Here is a 20,544-nt window from a genome sequence, read left to right as displayed (position 1 = left end):
AGTAATTAAAGAAAGGCAGGAGGAATATTGCTTTGAAGAAGTTCTTGTCCATTACATTAGCCTTATCCATGCTGTTGACTATCGTGCTTCCGCAGTTTCTCGGCTCGAATACGGCCGCGGCTGCAGGCTCTTACTTTATTTTTCCGAATGAGAAGTCCGACTCCGGAAGCCCGCGAGTCACATCAAATGAGAGAGTTACGCTGGAAGGCTCAATCAATAATGTGCTCAGCAGTTCTATTACGTACAGCATTTATCAGGTGACCGTTAGCGGGGGGAAGGAGACTGTCGTCAGCAGCCTCGAGAATCAAACCGACGGCATGACATTCCAAGGCCAAAGCATTACGGTCGAGGATTTGGATCTGTTCCCGGGCTTGAATAAAATTACGTTCAAAGGCACATCCGGCTCCTCGACGGTATCTGAGTCCATTTACATCGAATACCGTAACAGTCCGATGCTTTACGATTTGTTCGTGACGTTCGAGAACGAAGATTTCGCGGTGAGGGAAGACGGCACGACCGTACTTTATGCAACCGAAAGCCAAGGCGAAACCGAAGCGGAAGTCATTTTCTCCGGCAAAGCGCTTAATGCCGATTCGGTTACGATTACGGTTAATAACGACAACAGCTATGATTTTAACGTATACCGCGAGGATGACGAATATACGTTCACGTCTTCGATTCTGAGACTGGATGCGGGCATGAACGAGATTAAGTTCTCGATCAAAAGCGATGGGCAGACCATTGATACGGTCCGTAAAGTGGCTTTCTATAACGGCGAAATTACGTACTACGACCTCGCCATTTCCGATACGGACGGCAATTCGGCCGCGTTGGCTTCCAATTTGAATTTCTCGACCGATATTACCGATGGTTCGAAAAAAGTGAGGTTTACCGGCAGCGCCATCGTCCCTGTCAGCTATGACAGCAGCGCTGGAACGGCTGAAGCCTATTTGTCGGCATTGCTTAGCAGCTTTAAGTACAGCCTGAAAAACAAAAGCGGGAATGCAGGCAATGACGTGAACTGGGGCGCCGGTTCAGTGACGTCCGACGTGAAAGCCGAAGATCTGACCGAGAATACCGACTATATTACCGTATCGTTTACATTCGAGATCGCCTCCAGCTTATTGTTTGGCGATAATAATTATTCCGTTCAATTTGTCGGCCGCAATGACGTTGAGGATGAGGATCAATATTCGAACGCGATTTCCTTCTTTATTCAAAGCAACGCGACCGCCTACATTTACGATGTCAATTATTTGTCCGGATATGACAGTACGGCAGCCGAATCGCCATCGGTACTCAACAATTTGCAGGGGTCCGATCTGGAGAACGCCTATATTTACTCCGTTCCGGCCGGGGTGGAAGTGCTGATCGGCAATTACTCCAAATTGCCGACAGACAATAGTTATGCGAATCTTGTCCAAGTGACCGGCGCCGCAAGTTACAAACAGCTTGCCCACTACCAAGTTGTGTACCGTACGGTGAACAATGTGTCGACGCCGTTCCTAAGGCTCTTTATCGAGATCGGCCAGTTTAACTCGTCTACCGGCTCGAACACTTTGACGTTCAAGCTGAACGGCACCAGCTATTCCGGTCAAGTGTCGACCGCAACCAAAACGGCAACGATTACGCTGTTGTACGGTCCATACGTGAAATTCGATTCGATCTCGGATGATATGAACGTATCTTACGATACGACCGTGGATAATCTGGACAAAGTTATCGACGATCTTGGTGATTTTACTGGGAAGGTTTACAACATTACGAACCCCAACGAGCTCGTTTATTCGGCCGATGTCTCAGCGGGTAACTCGAAAACCCAAACAGTGTTTCTGTATGTGAACAACGTGGAAATACCGCTCAAGGCAACCGATACGTCGAAAACGACGTTTACTATGGACACGAAGCCGTCCACGGACTTTATCATCTACGGCGAAAACATCGTAGAATTTTATATCTATACGTCCAAAAACAATTACAAGAGCGTGTTGACCGTCAACGTCGTGCCGACCAATCTTCCGGTCATTCCGGTGGAAGGCACTTCGGGCGTATTCCCTTATAGCAACGATAAGTCGGAGCCGGTCGCAAACGATCCGAATTTTCAGAAAGAAGCGACCAAATATACGACAACCGAAGCTTATATGAATGTTTACGGCACGTTCGACTTTATTGATCTAGGCAAGACCGAAACTGCTATCGATGATAAATTGGACGCTTTGGACACCAAGCAGAATAATTACATTTTGAAGGTGCAGTCCGATTCTTTGACTTCGGATATTGAATGGAACCTGTCGAACAAATTTACCGCCGTAAAGGACGGCAAAACGCAAAGGGTATTTAATGGCGATAACGAAGTTAGCAGCGGCGGCGTCGAGTTTGAAGTTTATTACGACATGTCCGGCCAATACTTCTACTTTATTATTGAAGATCAGGAAATGCCGGAGGACGGCAGCTCCGTGGCGTTCGTGTTTACCGTCTATAACAGCGGCACATCGGGGCCTTCGGCAAGCTACCGCCTTGAGGTGGATCCGGTTGCCATTCCGTACACGATCCTTGCGCCGGTGTCGGAGAACCGGATAACGAACAAAGATTACGTTGAAGTCATAATCGCGTCCCCGGGCGCGGAATCGATTGTCATTAACAAGCAAACGGCCGAGAAAGTGCAATATATCGATTACGGCAACAACGAAGAGCATATTAACGCGTTCCGCGTTCTGATCAAAGATTTAAAAGCTAACAAGGATAATAAGATCGAGTTTGAAATTACGCGCGGTACGGATACGACGGAAGGCGAATTCACCGTGTCGTACCAACCGACCAATATTCCGGGTGCGCAGTCGCTGAAAACGATGGGTAAATCACATAAGGTGTTCAATAACACCGTGACACTTACCTTCCCTAGCAATACAAAGCTTGTTAGACCGAATTACAACGAAGCGAGCGATTATGTAACGGGCATCTACAGCGGGAACGATTTGCTGTTTGCGATTGCGAATCCGGAGGACGGCATTATCGACCGCCACGAGTTCGAGAGCAAGCCGTCGAAGTATACAAGCTCGACGACGAATATCGGCGAGAAATATATGACCGATTGGTTCGAAGACCAGGCGCAACAGTTTATTAAAGTAAGTCCGCTCATATGGATAGACGGAGGTCTGGCCGACGACGAAAATACAACGGCTTACGATCCGGTGACCCGCGGCATGGATCCGTTCCCGTTTCCGCTGATTGACGGGGATCCCGAAGACTACTATACGACCCGCGACGACGAGCTGGAACTTGTTCCGTCCGCTGCCGGCGAGCTGACCTTGACTTACGACGCCAACATTTCGTCCGGAGCGGGAACGCAAATTACCGTGTTTTATTTCGATCCTTACGAAAAAGTGTGGGAAAACATCGGCGGAGTCGTAGATAGCAAAAAGAATACGATTACGACGTCTTTCCGGCAATTCGGTTATTACATTGTAGGCAAGCTTTCTACAGGTTTTAACGATATTAACAACCACTCGTATGCTCGTGAAGCGATGGAGGCCATTTTCACGAAGGGCGTCATGAATGCAGTAGATCCCGACGATGAATTCGGAGCCAACAACTATGTCACTCGCGGCGAGTTTACACGGATGATCGTCCGCATGCTGGATCTGCCCCTCAACTACGAGGGAGATCTAACCTTTATTTATTCTTCGGAAGCACGGGCGAATGCCAAGGATCCGGAGTCGCTTTACGATTACCGTTACATCGAAACCGCAGCCAGAGCCGGCCTCGTGCGCGGCACAAGTCCGGGACAATTCAGCGAAAGCTCGAGGCTTACCCGTCAGGACGCCGCGGTCATCTTGGCCAATGCATTGGAACTGAAGCTCGAGACCGATGCCAAGAAAGCCAACGATGCCTTGGCCAAGGCCTTCAAGGATTCGACGTCTGCGGATTATTATGCGGTTCCGTCCATTCTAGCGATCTATAAAAAAGGATATATCCAAGGCTCGGCTATCGACAGCACGAATCCAAAAGCCGGTTATGTGTTCGAGCCGACTGCCCGTCTGTTAAGAAGCGACGCTGCTATCATCGTGGCGAAAGTTATGGCGGATCTCAAGAAGATGCCGAAGATATACGCAAATTAACTTTTTCTCAGCAAAAGGGCCAAATCGCCGTTGGTCCTTTTGCTATATCCGTACCAATCCCGCTGATTATTGGTAAATGTTTCGCATCGACGGAACAGAAGTGCCAAGCTATACTAATGAAGGATAGATTGACCGGCATTGTTAGCGATGATAATGCCAGATTACATATCCCGGACGGGCTGGAATTAGAAGAATAAAAAAAAATTCATAACGAACGCAACTTTTTCGAAACAGCCGCGTTTAATTACATGACGATGCGATGAGATGGAGAGAATGTTCGAAACTTGTCGCCTTATCAAATGGAGAGGTCAGATCCGACTAGTCTAATGATCCTGAATCGCACGAATTTAGTTGGAATGAATTCTCAACTTTCTCTTTACGGTAGCAGTTGCCCATTGTATAATATTAAAGTGGTGTGGCTTCTCTACTATATTTTACTATTTTCATTCCCGTTTACGAGTTTCTGCGACATGTTCTTACATAGGAACCAAACATGGTGCAGACATCATTTATATTAAATATTGCTCAACTCCGGAAAGGGGGTGAATCGGACATGAGAGAAACGAGCAACACCTTACAGCATCAAAACTCTCTACAACCGAAGCAATTTAGAGGAGGAGAAAAAAAGGTTATGAAGAAAAGTTTTGTTTCCGCGGCACTTGCAGCCTCCCTGGTTATTCCAGCGGCAGTTCCTGCATTTGCAGCAACAACGCCTTCTGACGTTGTTGGCACTTCCGTACAATCCGCAGTAGAAGAGCTTACTGCGCTGGGTATCATCGAAGGTTATACAGATGGCACGTTCAAACCTGAAAATTCCATCACTCGCGCTGAGCTTGCGAAAATTATCGTAATCGCAACGGGTTACGAAGCTTCCGCAACGTCGATGCAAAACACGACTCCAATCTTCAGCGACGTGAAAGTGAACGAATGGTATACGGGCTACATCAACGCAGCTGTAGCTAAAGGTTACATCCAAGGCTACAACGGCAAATACCGTCCGAACGACACGGTCAAGTTTGAAGAAGTAGCGGCTATCATGGTTCGCGCTCTTGGCTACAAAGAAAGCCGCCTGACTGGTTCGTGGCCTTACAACTACATCGTTGCAGGTCAAGACGCCGACCTGTTCGACGGTCTGACGATCGCTACGGGTACTGCGGCTAACCGCGGTACGGTTGCTCAAATGACTTCGAACGCGCTGAACGCTGACGTTGTTGAATACAACGAAGCTGGCAACCTTCGCGAAACCGGCGAGAAGCTGATCGACAGCCTCGGCGATTCGGAAGAATTCCTCTTGACTTCGGCTACGGTTGACGACGGCGAGATTAACCTCGACGGCAAAGACTATGATGTAGCTGACAACTTCGTCGTAACCGGCGGCGACAAACTGGTAGACCTTCTCGGTCATACGGTTTCCGCTCTGCGTGACGATGCAGGCGACATTCTTGCCATCTACGACGACCAAGACGATGATCTCGTTCTTGAAACCGAAACGGACGGCGCATACACTGTAGGCGACGGCATTACGGTTGCTGACGGCGAAGAAAATTACGTATTCGCTAGCGAAAGCTATGTCTTCCTGAACGGCGAAGAACTCGACGAGGGCGACACGATCGACGACGAAACGACGATCACGCTGTACCTGAACGAAGACGACAAAGTCGTTGCTGCAGTAGCAACGGATTGGGAATCCGACCTCGTTGTTAGCTCCGTAGATAAGGACGAAAACGAAGTTGACACGAAGAACGGCGGCGTTTACGAGCTGGCTGACAGCGCGATTATCACTGTAAACGGCAAAGCGGCTACCCTGTCCGATCTGAAAGAATTCGACATCATCGAAATTCTTGCTGACAGCGACAACAAAGCCATCAAGATCGATGCGACTCGCGAATCCGTATCCGGTGAACTCGAAAGCATCTCCGAGGATAAAGACGGCGATCTCGAGTACACGGTTGAAGGTAAAGAATACGATGTTGTTGACAACGACTTCGAACAACTGAAAGACAGCGACGTTGGCGAAGAGTACACGTTCTACCTCAACGCTGACGGCGAAGTAGCAGCTTTCGACGCTACGAACGCAGTTGACAACAGCGACTTCGGCGTTGTTTACTCGGTAACTGAAGGTACTTATGTAGTTGACGGCGAAGCACCTGACGGCGGGAAAAACTACAAAATCAAGTACTACAGCATTGCTGACGGCAAAGACGTAACGACTTACACGACAGACGTTACATTTGCAACATATGAGAACCACCTGCTCGAAATCTTCTATGACGACGACAACATCCCTGCATTCAAGGGTGAAGACGGCGATGAAGATCCGGAATACTATGATCTCGACCGCACAGGTGAAGTTGACGAAGTTGACAGCGACAGCCTGACTGTTAACTACTCGACTGGCAAAACCGAATACAAACTGTCGGGCAGCACGCTGTACTTCACGTATGACGTTGAAGACGGCGAAATCAAAGCCGCTGAAGCTGACGACGTAACGGAGAACGACGAAGTAGCGGTTTACTCCGCTGGCACGACGACTGCTCAATACGTCTTCATCACGGACAACAACAATGCTGAAGATGAGCTGGATCAAGTTCAAGGTCTGTACGTTGACCGTTCGAAGAGAACGACTAGCGACGATACGTTCTATTATCTGACGCTGAACGTTAAAGGAACGGATAAGAAGTACGAAGTTGAAAAAGCCATTTACGATGCATTCGCTAACACGGCTGAAAACACAATCGTTACGCTGAAAGCAACGGACGAAGGCGTATATGAAGAAGCTCCAACTCAAGCCCTTGGCAATGGCAGCACGGACGTTTCGTACGATTCCGCTGACCGCGAGTTGACTGTAGCTGGTACGACTTACCTCGTTACTTCCAATACGCAAATCTACACGATTGCTAAAGGCGATCTGACTGATGCTGACGAAGCTGATGTGGCATCGAGCTCCACAATCAAAACAGCTGTTCAAAGCATCAAAGACGGTGACGACGATTATGTTGGCATCATCGTGGTAGGCAGCGGTGCTGTACCGGGCCGTCATGAAGAAGCTGGCGTTGTAATCGTAGTTAAGAAGTAATATGATTTAGCGGAAAAACCAGGAGGAATTCCTCCTGGTTTTTTTGTTTTTTCAAACATCTTTTACGAAGGAATTGCTTGATGTTCACATCCAGTTCATAAAAATAAGATAAGATAATACATAGCCATTGCGATCCGTTTTTTGTGGTTTAAAAAACAAAAGAAGGAAGTCACTCTTGTAAAGAATTCGTAGAAAAATGGTAACAATGCGAAACTTTCTTCTGCTTGCGAGCGTCTAATCTTGTAAAATTTATGATACGGAGTGAATGAACGAATGCGAAAAAGCTATAAGAAACTCACCATGTTCGTAGCCTTACTTTCAGCGCTTGTTTTATTAATCGGCGTCATGCCGGTATCCTATGCGGCGCAAACCAACTCATCCGTCTACAAAAACATATCGCTTGGCAATAATTCGTACGTCCAGCTGACGGATGCGAATATCGTTTCCAGTACGAAGGGAGCGACCGTAAGCTTTACGTTCACCTTGTATAATGGCGGTAACTCCGATATTAATCTGGTGGACTACTGGGCAAGACTGAAGTCGACAAGCGGCACGAAATATACGCTGACGCTGAAAGATAAGGAAACGAAGTCGAAGGTCTCGCCGCGATCTTCCGAAACGTTAACGTTCTATAGCGAAGTCGGAAGCAATGTCACGATGGATAAACTTGTGCTTAGCTTTATTAAATTCGATTTTTCGGTTAGCGGTTATGAGCGGACGCTCGGGACGTTTACTTTCCCTGCATCCTTCACCAATGAAGTGAAATGGGGCAGCCACAAAACGGTTGACATTAACGGTTCCAAAGTAAACATGCGCATGAGTACGGTTAACGTATCCAAAGGAACGACCCATTATAACGTCAACATGACGTTCGCCGCGCGTAATACCGGCAAATCCGGGGTAGCGATTCCTGAATACAAGTATTATGTTGAAACGCCGTCAGGGCTTTATCCTTTGACGGTGAAGAGCGTAACGGATAACAATACGTCGTTCGAACCGACGGTACTGAATACGATCCGTCTCTCTGGCGAGGTTCCGACTTCGGTATCGACCAAGAACTGGAGCCTGATCATTACGCAGAAGGCTTCCGAAGAAAGCACGGCCGAGCTGCCGATCGTTATTTTTAATGCACCTTTTACGATCAATAATAACGGAACGACCAAGACCGAATTTACCGACGAAAACGGCACTTATAACGTAGAGCTGCAATCGGTTCAAAGGCTTCCATGGGCTGCAAACGATAAAATCGTAGCAAAGGTTTTAGTGGCGAATAACGGCAAAGACTATCTGCCGCTTCCGAAACTGATTGGCGAGATGGTCATCGACAGCAATATTACGCTTACCGCACAGACCGTAACCAATACCGGGGATCTCGGATTGGCTCCTGGCGAATCGACGACAATCAGCTTCATCGGCGACATTACGGACAACTATGAGTGGAAAACGTTCAAGCTTGAACTGAGCGAAACCGATCCGGACGATTCTTCGGCAACGCTTGAGCTGGCGGAGTTGACCCGCTCGAACGTCACCGCATTGTACAACGTAAACACCGGCGGCGTATATACGCAGCACTCCAACGGATCGCAAATGAGCGTTAAGGTAACCGATACTCGTACTTACAGCGGCGACGCAAACAATCTGTATGCCGTGTATATGGACGTTACGAACAATGAAACGCGCAGCGTTCAATCGCCGGCATTCGTCGGATATTTCGTGACGGCGGACGGCGTATATTATGAGGCTACCATTAAGAAATCTACGAACTTGGTTACGCCATCGGGCAAAGAGCAAATTGTCGCTTATGCCAAAGTGCCGCAATCGGTCGATACTGCAAGCATGCAGCTTATTCTCGGCGAAGGCTTTGACGCAAACGGCCTGGTGAAAGGAACTTCCGATGCGCTGACAGGTTATCTGCGCGCGGTTCAATTCAAACTGCCGACGGAAAACACGAACACGGATAACTTCTCTGAAGTGAAGGTTGGTCCTTACACCGTTAACTTCGATTACTTCAGCGCGAACGTAAACGGTACGCTTAATATCGGCATTGGTGGTACGGTTACCCGCGACTACAGCTATGACGGCTTTACCCAATCGACTTTGCTGGTTGAACTGGAGCATGAGGAATCCGGAACGGTCTTGTGGTCGAAGACGGTGGATCTGGAAGGCGAATCCGAGAACAGCATCCATTGGGAAGTCGGCGAAAACTTCACCTCGGAGAAAGTCGAAACGTCGAGCAGAGTTTACTCGAAGTACACGCTTAACATTTACGAAACGCTGGACGGCGAGAAAAAGCTGCTTGCAACGACGGAAGGCAAGTTCTCCAGCATCGAAAACTGGCTTGAATAGTTTGTAAAGAATAACTGGAATCTCATTCGTAAATCTAGTATCGTTGAATACGGTACTAGATTTACTTTTTTCGGAGAGGGGAAATCGGATAGTGAATAAAAGCGCGATTCGCATCGGAGCGGCCGTGCTGCTTGTCGGTGCAGGTATATGGATCGGAACAGGGTGGAATTCCATTATTGAAGCCGACACGAATGCGGCTACGCCGGGATCGGTTGACGACCCTGTCGTCACCAAAAGCTATGTCGATCAGAAGATTGCCGCCATCACCGGCGGGAGCGGCTCCGGCAGCGGCTCCAGCGGCACGGGATCGGGCCAAACCGAAGGGGCAGCTTCGCTTCAGGTCGTGACGCTGCCAGCCGGCAAGCAATTAATCGCCGCGGAGGGAGCGGAAGTAATTGTCCGCAGCGGCAAAGCGATCGTTTACAGCAAAGACGCCAACGGGATTGCAGACGTCACGGCCGGGGTTGACCTAACGGACGGACAAGCGATACCGACCAACCATTTGTTATGGTTCCCAAGAGCGGGACGCGGTATTACAACCGCAACCGATTTTACCGGAAGCTTAACCGTTATGGTTCGCGGCGGTTACACCATTAAGTAAGTTGGCTGAACAAGCAAGATTTGCTTAGGTTGACAGAACCTTATACGCTTTAATACAACCCGAACGGTGCACCCTATAAGCGTGTTCATATTCTTATGGAGGTGTTCCGATAGTGGCTCGTTCAAACAAAGTTGTCGTTGAAGCATCCAAAGCTGCTCTCAATCAGATGAAATACGAAATTGCCGCAGAATTAGGGTTGATGCCGGGATATGGCGGCGGCAGCCTGGATGCCGAATTTGCTGGAGAGCTGGGTACGGTATCGGCCGGACGCGTGGACTGGGAAAATTTGCAGACGCGTCAAGCGGGATCGGTAGGCGGCCAAATTACAAGGCGATTGATCGCTCAAGCGGAGCAAGCGCTGCAAGGACTGTAAATTTTGACAAAGTTCTTCGCGCATTGACACCCCGTATCAAATTGGGTATTATACTGTTTTAGAAAGAGTTGTCTAACAACCTTTTCCTTCGCGGAAAAGGTTCATTTTTTGTGTAGAACAACTGTACTTATACCATACTAGGTTGTAGGAGGTCGATACGGATGTCGGTCAAAGGTCGTCATTTATTTACATCGGAATCGGTAACAGAAGGCCACCCGGACAAAATTTGTGACCAAATATCGGACGCGGTTCTGGACGCCTTTTTGGAAGTTGACCCATACGCCCGCGTAGCATGCGAAGTTTCGGTAGCTACCGGACTTGTACTTGTAATTGGTGAAATCAGCAGCCGTGCTGACTATGTGGACATTCCCGCCATCGCACGCCGCACGATCAAAGAAATCGGCTACACGCGCGCGAAATACGGTTTTGACTCCACGACTTGCGCCGTTCTTACATCGTTGAACGAGCAATCCGCGGACATCGCTCAAGGCGTTAATGCCGCACTGGAATCCCGCGAAGGCAAAAATATCCGCGAAGAAAACCCGGATATCGGCGCGGGTGACCAAGGTTTGATGTTCGGTTTCGCGACGAACGAAACCCCTGAGTTTATGCCGATGCCAATCGCATTGTCTCACCGCATTGCGCGCCGTTTGTCGGAAGTCCGCAAAGACGGCACGCTGGACTATTTGCGTCCGGACGGCAAAACGCAAGTTACCGTCGAATACGCTGACGGCAAACCTGTTCGCGTAGATACGGTTGTCGTATCGACCCAACACGCCGAAGAAGTGACTTTGGAGCAAATCCAAAAGGACGTAATGGAGCATGTCATTAAACCGGTTATCCCGGCGGAATGGCTTGACGCCAATACGAAATATTTCATTAACCCAACCGGTCGTTTCGTTATCGGCGGACCGCAAGGCGACGCCGGCCTGACCGGACGCAAAATCATCGTCGACACGTACGGCGGTTACGCTCGCCACGGCGGCGGCGCATTCTCCGGCAAGGACCCGACGAAGGTTGACCGTTCTGCGGCTTATGCGGCGCGTTACGTGGCGAAGAACCTTGTGGCGGCAGGCCTTGCCGATAAAGTGGAAATTCAGCTGGCATACGCGATTGGCGTAGCGAATCCGGTATCCATTAACGTGGATACGTACGGAACCGGCAAAGTGTCCGAAGAGAAGCTTGTCGAAATTATCCGCAACAACTTCGACCTTCGCCCTGCAGGCATCATCAAGATGCTTGACCTGCGCCGTCCGATTTATTCCAAAACGGCTGCTTACGGTCATTTTGGCCGTACCGATATCGATCTTCCTTGGGAACGTATCGACAAAGCCGAAACGCTTCGCACAGAGGCGCTTTCTTAAGAAAGGCTTTCCAGGAGCTCTTGATTCAGCATGAATCGGGAGCTCCTTTTTTTGTGCTTCCGATATTCAGCGGAGAAGGCTCCTTTTTATCCTAAAACTTTCGGCAAGCTCCCCCTCGAGGCAAGCTTATTCTCTCAGGCGCATCCTCCCAGCTTTGCGGCTTCCGTTACCAGGGATAGCTGATATTTTTCACGACTCTATCAGTTGATAGTAGTCTTTTATCGATCGAAACTTTATTCTCACTCTTGTAGTCTATTAGTAGTGGATAAGAGATTATAAGCATTGCTTTTATAATAGGCTTATCATTCTGCGAGAAACACCGTCGCTTAAGGAGAGACGGGCGGTTTCGGAAGGATAGAATTGCAAGATGGGAGAGTAGGGAAGAGGATGCGGAAGAAGATAAGCACAAGCCGCCGCGGAAAGAAATTGGCGGCAAAAACGGCAATTATGGTGCTGGGGGGTGCATTATTGATTGGGCCGGTCGGAGCGGTACTGCCTGCTACGGCCGATCTGATTTACATTCCGACGGCGTCGGCGGCGCAGGCGGCAAGCACGCTCACGAAAGTAAGCGAGTCCTACGTGACTTCCGGGGCGAAACGGATCGATTACGTATGGAAGACGACTCGCAGCGGCAAGGCGGCAACTTCGAACGTTCACGTCATTGAGGTGGACTTGACGAATCCTTATGTGAAGCTTGATGCGATAAGCGGGAAGAACGGCACCGTCGGAACGCTGAACACGGTACAGAACATGGTGAAGGAAAGCGGCGCGGTAGCGGGTATCAACGCGGACGTATTCGTCACGTCGACGGAAGGGTCGCCGATGGGGGCGCAAGTGACGGACGGCACGTTCATGTCGAGCCCGATGCAGCTGGCGGGAATGTACGCGTTTGGCTTGTCGAAGGACCGGGTGCCCAGCATCGACAACTACACGTTCGAAGGAACCGTAACGGCGGAGGACGGCAGCACGTTCCCTCTGGCCGGCTTGAACCAATCCGCCTATTCGCCTGAAGGCGGCTCCTCGAACTACAGCCATGTGGACACGATGTATATTTATACAAGCTCATGGGGAGGCGCGGAGCGTCCGAAAAATTCGTCCACGACTCCTACGGAGGTGCTTGTACGGAACGGCGTCGTCGAAGAGATCTCGACCAACGGCCCGCTTAGCGCAGAGCCGCCGGAGGACGGGTACATATTAAGGACGCACGGCAAGGCGGCCGCGTTCGTGCAAGAGCATCTTCAGGTCGGCCAGAAGATAGAGGCCGATTACTCCCTTGTATCGGGCACTACCGGAAAGAAAGTAGACCCCGAAGACTTCCAGATGCTGATCGGCGGCCATACGATTCTCGTCAATAACGGCGCCGCAGCTTCTTTTTCCCGCGATATAACGGGAGTTAGCGGCTCGTCGTACGTATCGAGATCTGCCGTCGGCTATTCGAAGGACGGGACGAAGATTTATCTGATCACGACGGAGAAATACGGCAGCAGCACCGGCGTAAACCTGAAAGAGCTCCAGGAAATTATGGTGAAGCTCGGCGTGTACAAGGGCATTAATCTCGACGGAGGCGGCTCTACGACGATGGTCGAGCGCCCGCTTGGCCAGTCGGGCATCGCGCTGTCGCATTCGACGCAATACGGCACGACGCAGCGCAGCGTAGCGAACGGCATCGGCGTGTTTACGACGGCTCCCGCAGGGCAATTGAAAGGCATTACGATCAGCGGCTCCAATGTGATGTTCGTCGGCGAAACGGCGGAATACAGCGTCAAAGGCTACGATACGTACTACAATCCGTACAATTTCGACGGGGCGTCTACGGCTTGGACCGTTGCTTCCGGCTCGATCGGCACGTTCAGCGGCAACAAGCTTACGGCAACGAAGGCGGGCAGCGGCACCATTAAAGTAAAATCGGGCTCCGTCACTGCGGAGTATAAGGTCGAAGTCGTCGGGAAAGACCAAATCGCTTCCATGACAATCGACACGGCGGCCGGCTCCCTTGCCGAAGGCGCGCAAGTCTCCGTTCCGCTCAAAGTGACGCTGAAAGACGGCGGCACGCATACTTTAAGCGCAAGCTCCGTGAAGTGGGAATTTATCGGCTTTAACGCGCAAGTGTCGGACAATACGCTTACGGTAACCGAGGTGGATCCAAACGCCAGCGTCGGCTATGCGATCGCCAGATACGACGGTTTCGCCACGATGATTCCGTTTACGAAAGGCCAAAGCGAAACCGTGTTTGAAGATTTCGAAAGCGTCGGTTATTTGATCAGCTCGCAGGTTACGCCGGCCAATACGACGAAAGGCGGCGTGCAGCTCGTATCCGGCCTGAACGGACAAACTTCGGCGAAGGCGCTGCAAATATCGTACGACTTCACGGAAGGAACCGGCACCAAAGCTTCTTATGCGGTGTTCAACAATTCCGGCCGTGCAGTCTCGGGTTCGCCTGTGTCCATGACCGTGGACGTATACGGGGACAAAAGCCTTAACTGGCTTCGCGCAGAGTTCATTGACGCGGCCGGCAAGGCGCATCTGGTCGATCTTGCGAAGCAAATCGATTGGTCGGGCTGGAAAAACGTCAAGGCCGATCTGTCTTCTTACGGCATGACGTATCCGGTTAAGCTGAAGCGCATCTATGTGGTGACGACGGCGGAAGGGCAAGACGAACGGGCCGCTTCCGGCTCGATTGCGCTGGACAATATCAAGATGCAGTATGCGGCGAGCGCGCCTTCCGTGACGGGCTCAAAAATCGAAATGACGATCGGCAACAAGAAGGCGACCGTAGGAGAAAAGACGTATACGCTTGACGCTGCTCCGATCGTATTGAACGGTACGACTTATGTACCGATTCGATTTATAAGCGACGCCATGGGCGGAGAAGTAAAATGGGAAAATAGTTTGAAACGGATTACGGTGCTTCGGGGCAGCAAGATGGTGGAGATGGTGATCGACAAAAAGGAAATTAACGTTAACGGCGCGCTTTCCGAGACGGCCGTCTCGCCGATTGTCCGAAATGGGCGGACGCTTGTTCCGATTCGGATCGTTTCCGAAAATTTGGGACTTAAGGTCGGCTACGATAATAATGCCAAAAAAGTTACCATAAGCTAAAGTATAGACGATTCTCGGCCAATCTGTGTATGATAGAAAGTATAACCTTGACAGAGAAAGGTTGTCGATTGGTCTTGGATCAGCATGCTAGCGACATAAATCGAGTCATCAAAAATGCCATCAAAGTGATGGAAGACAGCAAGTACCAAATCTATGAAATATGCGAATCGGCGCGCGCGGAGCTCGAGTCTCTGGAACAGGAGTTGGACATTGTGCTCCAAGAGACGGTCAGGTGTATCGACAAAGTCGATAAACTTGAACAAGACTACCGGCGCGCCCGGATTCGTTTGACTGAAGTTAGCAGAGACTTTGTCCGATATAAAGAACAAGACATCAAAATCGCCTACGAGAAGGCGACCACGCTGCAGCTTGATCTGATGATGTACCGGGAGAAGGAAACGTATTTGAAAGCCCGGCGGGACGATTTGCAGAAGAGGGTGAAGAACGTGGAAGGCTCAATCGAAAGAGCTGAAGTTATCGCGTCTCAGATGAATGTCGTGTTGGAATATTTGTCCGGCGATTTGAATCAGGTTACCCGGATTCTGGAATCGGCCAGAACCCGTCAGCTTATCGGTCTCAAAATCATCCTTGCTCAGGAAGAGGAAAGAAAACGAATCGCCCGGGAAATTCATGACGGGCCGGCGCAATCGCTCGCGAACATCGTGCTCCGGACGGAAATTGCCGAAAGGATGCTGATGAAGCAGGAATTCCAGATGGTGCAGGACGAATTAATAGATTTAAAGGGGCAAGTTCGGGCCGGTCTGGAAGAGCTTCGCAAAATTATTTTCAATTTGCGTCCGATGACGCTGGATGATCTCGGTCTTGTACCGACGCTTCGAAAATTCGTACAGGATTTCGAAGAGCGCACAAGAATACATACCGCCTTCGATTTGAAAGGCAAAGAATTCCGTCTGCCATCCGCCATGGAAGCGGCCATTTACCGGCTTGTGCAGGAGGCGTATTCCAATGCCCATAAGCATTCGAACGCTTCGCATGTCCTTCTGGAGATGCAGTATCATGCCGGGCAGATTGTCATCATTGTAGAGGACAACGGGGTTGGCTTTAACCTGAAGCTTCTGGAAGAGCCGGAATACCATAACACTCATTTCGGCTTGGTGGGGATGAAGGAACGGGTGGAACTTGTCGAAGGGAGGATGGATATCGACTCAAAACCGGGACACGGGACGAAAGTTATGATTACAATTCCCATTACAGCAGAGCATAGGAAGGAGTAAGTTGATGATGTTACAGAAATCGATTGCCGGCAAACAAAAGATCAAGATTTTGCTTGCGGATGACCACCAGCTTTTCCGCGAAGGGCTCAAACGGATATTGAACATGGAAGAAGATCTGGAGGTCATCGGCGAATGCGGCGACGGCATACAGGTGATGGAATTTTGCAATCACACGATGCCTGAGATCGTATTGATGGACATTAATATGCCGATCGAGAACGGTGTCGTCACAACCGAAAGGCTCAAGACGATTTTCCCGGATGTAAAAGTGTTGATATTATCCATCCATGACGACGAAAGCTACGTATTCGAGACGCTCCGCAAAGGGGCAACCGGTTATTTGCTGAAGGACATGGAGGCGGAAGCGCTCATTAACGCCATTCGTGCCGTCGTCGACGGCCATGCTTACATTCATCCGAAAGTAACGGGAAAGCTGATCAATCAGCTCCGCCGCATGACGTACTTGGACGAGATGGGCGTCATGACGGGCGCCGCGGCTGCCAAAGAATCGGGCGTCAAGTTTACGGCAAGCGAAGACAATCCGCTCACCCGCCGGGAGGCCGAGGTATTGCGCCTGATGGCGGAAGGCAAGAGCAACAAGATGATCGGCGAGAATTTGTTTATCAGCGAGAAGACGGTCAAAAACCACGTCAGCAGCATTTTGCAAAAAATGGAGGTCGACGACCGCACGCAGGCGGTTATCAATTCCATCAAATACGGCTGGGTTACGCTTTAACCGCGTGATCCGGCCTTTTGGCCGTTCCGCGGCAATAACGCGGGAGCAGGGATCGAAGCGGGCGCATGGGCACGCGAGAGCGGCGCTTCGCGGTGCAGGCCCGGCCCGCGAGGGCGAGCACGGGAAGCGGAGGCTTGCTCGGCGGTGCCGGAGCCCGGAGCAAGTGTGGCCGGGTAAGGGCGCAAGATGCAGCATCCCTGGTGCAGGCCCGGCCCGTGAGGGCGAGCACGGGGAAGCGGAGGCTTGCTTGGCGGTGCCGGAGCCTCTTGGTGCAGGTTAACTGTAAAAGTACAGTTAAAACTCGTTTTTTTGCCGGTTAGGCGATGTTTAACTGCAAATGTGCATGTAAAAAGCTCCTTTTTGCGGGAAACAGCGCTCCGGCTCCTTCGCTAAATGTATATTTGCATGTAAGCGATATGGATCGGCCAAGAGTTGTATTTTTTAACTGTACTTTTACATTTAAAAGCTTCAAAGATGATCAGGAGAATCTACTCATTCGGAACGTTTAAGCGGTCGGCAGGATTGGCTGAAGTAAAGTTCGCTATCTCCAGACGGAGATCGGGCGGAATCTGATGTCAAGATTGACGAATGCGGTGAAAAAGGGTAGTCTAAAGGCAGCAAACAAAATAATACGAACGAAACATGCGACGAAGAACGTCCCTATTCATCTTCATGATGAATGGGGACTTTTTTAATTGGGAGGAGGGAAGAAATGGCCGGCCAGACGTTTGAAGAAGCGCATGACCGCTGGTTGTCCGGGCATTTAAGCAGTCGGAGAGGAGAAAGAAGAGGGAGGCTGGAGCGCGGGCATGGCCACGGGGAACAGCTTTTTTTGAAGCAGGTGTGGTGGCCGTTATTCGGCAATTTCGATAACTTGCACCTGGAATATGAAGTTTTGGATTGGCGGGGATATTCGTATTACGCCGATTTGGCGTGGCTTTCGGGAGAGGCGAGGATTCTGGGGGAAATTAAAGGCTTTGGGCCGCACGTGCGCGATATGGATCGGAAACGTTATTGCGATGAGCTGAAACCTGCTTATAGAAGCGCCGGCGGCAATGGAAGCCGGTGTACAGGCGCGGGTGGCGGTCGTGGCTATAGCGAGAGGATGGAGGAGGGGAATGCCGTGAAAGGCAACCGCAAAGCAAGGATGAGCGGAGACGGCAAAGAAAGCCCGGGAACGGAGGCTTCAAACTCGAGAGTTCGCAGCTATAGACTCATCAGCTTCCTGGAAAGCGACGGAAGCGTAGCTCCTAGGCATGGCGGATTCTGTTAGCGAAAAACGGAAGAAGCCGTATCGAACGAGAATCGGCTAGAGCTGCATCAAGGACTCGACAAGCCAAAAACGGGACAGGTATGCGCTTGCCGTAACCTATGGGCGCATCGCGGCATATATTGGCACCAAGTAGGAGGTGGCTGCCATGGCGGCGATATTGCTGGCCGTAATCGGCTGTTATGTTCTGGCTGCGTGCATGGTCCATGTCGCGTATCGGCTATCGAAAAGCAAATCGAAGACGAATAAGCATTACATTCTGGTGTCCGAAAATAACGACCGTCTAATGGAGTGGTATTTGCGCTCGTTTCAGTTTTATGCCCGGCGAACCGGCTCGACGTTCCGGCTTACCGTCGTCGACCGCGGATCTACGGACGATACGGTGGCCATAGCGGATCGGCTTGCCGTAAACCGGGGGCACGGCCTTACCGTTCAAGACTGCAGGAAAGAGCTTGAAGACAAGGAACAAACGGAAAGCGGCATGGCAATAAGAAAGCGCTTGCCGAACGGTTCGGCTTCCGCCGACCATTTGTTATGGACGCTGCGGTCGGAAGGAATCGTCAAGGATCAGGAGCAGCCGGTTGTGGTCGATTTGCAAAATCCGTCCGATTTGTTCAAGATGCCGTTTTAGTTTATGATAGTTAGAGAACGGATTCTTCCCGCCGGTGAGAACTGCAAATCTGGCCGGAAGACGGGAAAGACGGACGAGCTTATCAAGTTACACGGGAGGTGCAGGATGGCGAACACGTATGTGTACTCGCGGCGCGAAGAAGTCGTAAATGCCGTGACGCATGGATTTGGCGCTTTGCTTAGCGTGGCGGCGCTTGTGTTGCTGATTGTGTATGCAAGCATAAACGGGTCGGCTTGGCATGTGACCAGCTTTACGGTTTACGGCGTGACGATGCTGATGCTGTATACGGCTTCCACGATGGTGCACGCTTTGCGGGAAGGGAAGCTGAAAGACCTGTTCGAAACGTTTGACCATTCCTGCATCTATTTGTTTATCGCGGGAACGTACACGCCGATATTGCTGACGGTGCTGCGCAGTCCGCTGGGCTGGACGCTGTTCGGCATCGTCTGGGGCATCGCGCTTGCCGGAGTCGTTTTTAAAGCATTTTTTACTAAGAAATTTCTGTTTCTGTCCACTTTGTTTTACATCTTGATGGGTTGGCTTATCGTATTTGCGTGGGGACCGCTGAAAGCGGTGCTCGCCCCTGCCGGAATAACCTGGCTTGTTGCGGGCGGTTTGCTGTATACGGTGGGCTCGGTGTTTTACGTGTGGAGAGGGTTTAAGTACCATCATGCCGTCTGGCATCTGTTCGTCGTGGCCGGATCGGTCTGTCATTTCTTTGCGATTTTGCTTTATTTGTTCCCGTGAGGGAAAAGCGATTGAGTCGTGAACATAATGGCGGGAACCGGCATAATCTATAACGAAAATCGGAGTGAAGCACACTTCGCTGGCGCATAGGCGTCTGGCGGCGTGTGCTTTTTTGTTGAGCGTTAAAAGGGAAATCCGATCGCCGGCGGAACAGCGAAGCATCGGAATTGCCGTTTGGACAAGCCGGGAAACCGGAGGGCGGGCCGGTTCGCAAGCGGCGCTTGTCAGGGCGAAAAGCGGAGGACGGAGGGGAGCAAAGGTGAAGGCGTATGTATATCTCATGCGGACGGAAGGGGTGTGGCGTGCAGGGTTTACGATCGCGCCCGAAGTGGACCGGCTTTATTGGCTGTCCGACGCGTTCCAAGGAGAAAGAGACAAAGCGTTCATTGCGCATGGGAGAACAATGGCGGAGGCCATCCTGCTGTGGTCCGAAGCGCTGCCTCTGGGCGATGCCCGCAGAGCGGCGGAGCTCTGGCAGAGGTTCGACGATCGGTTGGGGCACAAGAAACAAAACGCGGGTCGCAAGCCGTCCAAAGTGACATCGGATTGGGATAGGTACGGTTATGAAGCCGGCTTGCCGGGGGAGATGCGGGCGTTGGAACGGTTAGCCGCCGCCGTCGCGCAGGCAAAGCGCGAGGGAGAGAGCGGGACGATCGAACCGCTAGGCGCGGGTATGGCCAAGCGGGTAAGCGGCAAGCTTGATGGCTCGGCAAGCAGGGGAGCGGGAAGAGCGGGCGCGGGAGTCGCGTTGGAAGGCATGCACGGAGGCGATACGTATAGAGGCGCGGTGGGCAAGGGAGCGGGCATAGTGAGCGCGGGCACTTCGATCGGGAGCGGCGCCGGTAGGAGCGCCGCAGATCAGAGAGCGGGCGCAGCAAGCGGAAAGGTCTTGCGCTGGACGCGAGCCGCCGTACAGGCGGGCGAGCGGGGGGATAGCGCGGCGGCGGG

13 protein-coding genes are annotated in these 20,544 nt (G+C 51.1%); all 13 read left to right on the top strand.

Annotated features, from left to right (window positions below; all coding sequences use genetic code 11):
- Window positions 1-32 precede the first annotated feature (32 nt).
- Window positions 33-4,118 (top strand): S-layer homology domain-containing protein, encoded by a 4,086-nt coding sequence (locus ACFSW5_RS24350; protein ID WP_379279275.1) that lies wholly within the window; start codon window positions 33-35, stop codon window positions 4,116-4,118.
- A gap of 553 nt (window positions 4,119-4,671) precedes the next feature.
- Window positions 4,672-7,194 (top strand): S-layer homology domain-containing protein, encoded by a 2,523-nt coding sequence (locus ACFSW5_RS24345; RefSeq protein ID WP_379279272.1) that lies wholly within the window; start codon window positions 4,672-4,674, stop codon window positions 7,192-7,194.
- A 273-nt stretch (window positions 7,195-7,467) separates the two neighbouring features.
- A complete protein-coding gene (locus tag ACFSW5_RS24340; protein ID WP_379279269.1) occupies window positions 7,468-9,540 on the top strand; it encodes a hypothetical protein in 2,073 nt (690 codons plus the stop codon).
- Between the two features lie 91 nt (window positions 9,541-9,631).
- Entirely contained in the window at window positions 9,632-10,141 is a 510-nt protein-coding gene (locus ACFSW5_RS24335; RefSeq protein ID WP_379279267.1) for a hypothetical protein, read from the top strand.
- A gap of 112 nt (window positions 10,142-10,253) precedes the next feature.
- Entirely contained in the window at window positions 10,254-10,514 is a 261-nt protein-coding gene (locus tag ACFSW5_RS24330; protein WP_379279265.1) for a small, acid-soluble spore protein, alpha/beta type, read from the top strand.
- Between the two features lie 161 nt (window positions 10,515-10,675).
- Window positions 10,676-11,878 (top strand): methionine adenosyltransferase, encoded by a 1,203-nt coding sequence (gene metK, locus ACFSW5_RS24325; RefSeq protein ID WP_379279262.1) that lies wholly within the window; start codon window positions 10,676-10,678, stop codon window positions 11,876-11,878.
- A gap of 387 nt (window positions 11,879-12,265) precedes the next feature.
- Entirely contained in the window at window positions 12,266-14,977 is a 2,712-nt protein-coding gene (locus tag ACFSW5_RS24320) for a stalk domain-containing protein (RefSeq protein WP_379279259.1), read from the top strand.
- A gap of 74 nt (window positions 14,978-15,051) precedes the next feature.
- Window positions 15,052-16,212 carry a sensor histidine kinase gene (locus ACFSW5_RS24315; RefSeq protein WP_379279256.1) on the top strand — a complete coding sequence of 387 codons (1,161 nt, stop codon included), beginning with the start codon at window positions 15,052-15,054 and terminating at the stop codon, window positions 16,210-16,212.
- Window positions 16,213-16,219: 7 nt separating this feature from the next.
- Entirely contained in the window at window positions 16,220-16,948 is a 729-nt protein-coding gene (locus tag ACFSW5_RS24310; RefSeq protein ID WP_379280211.1) for a response regulator, read from the top strand.
- Between the two features lie 712 nt (window positions 16,949-17,660).
- The gene (locus tag ACFSW5_RS24305) at window positions 17,661-18,221 is read left to right on the top strand and encodes a hypothetical protein (protein ID WP_379279254.1); all 561 of its coding nucleotides are present in this window, start codon (window positions 17,661-17,663) and stop codon (window positions 18,219-18,221) included.
- A gap of 145 nt (window positions 18,222-18,366) precedes the next feature.
- Entirely contained in the window at window positions 18,367-18,849 is a 483-nt protein-coding gene (locus tag ACFSW5_RS24300) for a hypothetical protein (protein WP_379279252.1), read from the top strand.
- A gap of 105 nt (window positions 18,850-18,954) precedes the next feature.
- Window positions 18,955-19,596 (top strand): PAQR family membrane homeostasis protein TrhA, encoded by a 642-nt coding sequence (gene trhA, locus ACFSW5_RS24295; RefSeq protein ID WP_379279250.1) that lies wholly within the window; start codon window positions 18,955-18,957, stop codon window positions 19,594-19,596.
- Window positions 19,597-19,855: 259 nt separating this feature from the next.
- Window positions 19,856-20,544: hypothetical protein (locus ACFSW5_RS24290; protein ID WP_379279248.1), on the top strand; the 689-nt coding region annotated here is incomplete at its 3' end.

It is taken from the genome of Paenibacillus thailandensis, assembly GCF_042685365.1.
GTDB classification, from domain to species: Bacteria; Bacillota; Bacilli; order Paenibacillales; family Paenibacillaceae; genus Paenibacillus_AP; species Paenibacillus_AP thailandensis.
The sequence above is the reverse complement of the archived record's forward strand: the minus strand, read 5'-3'. Positions and strand labels throughout refer to the sequence as shown.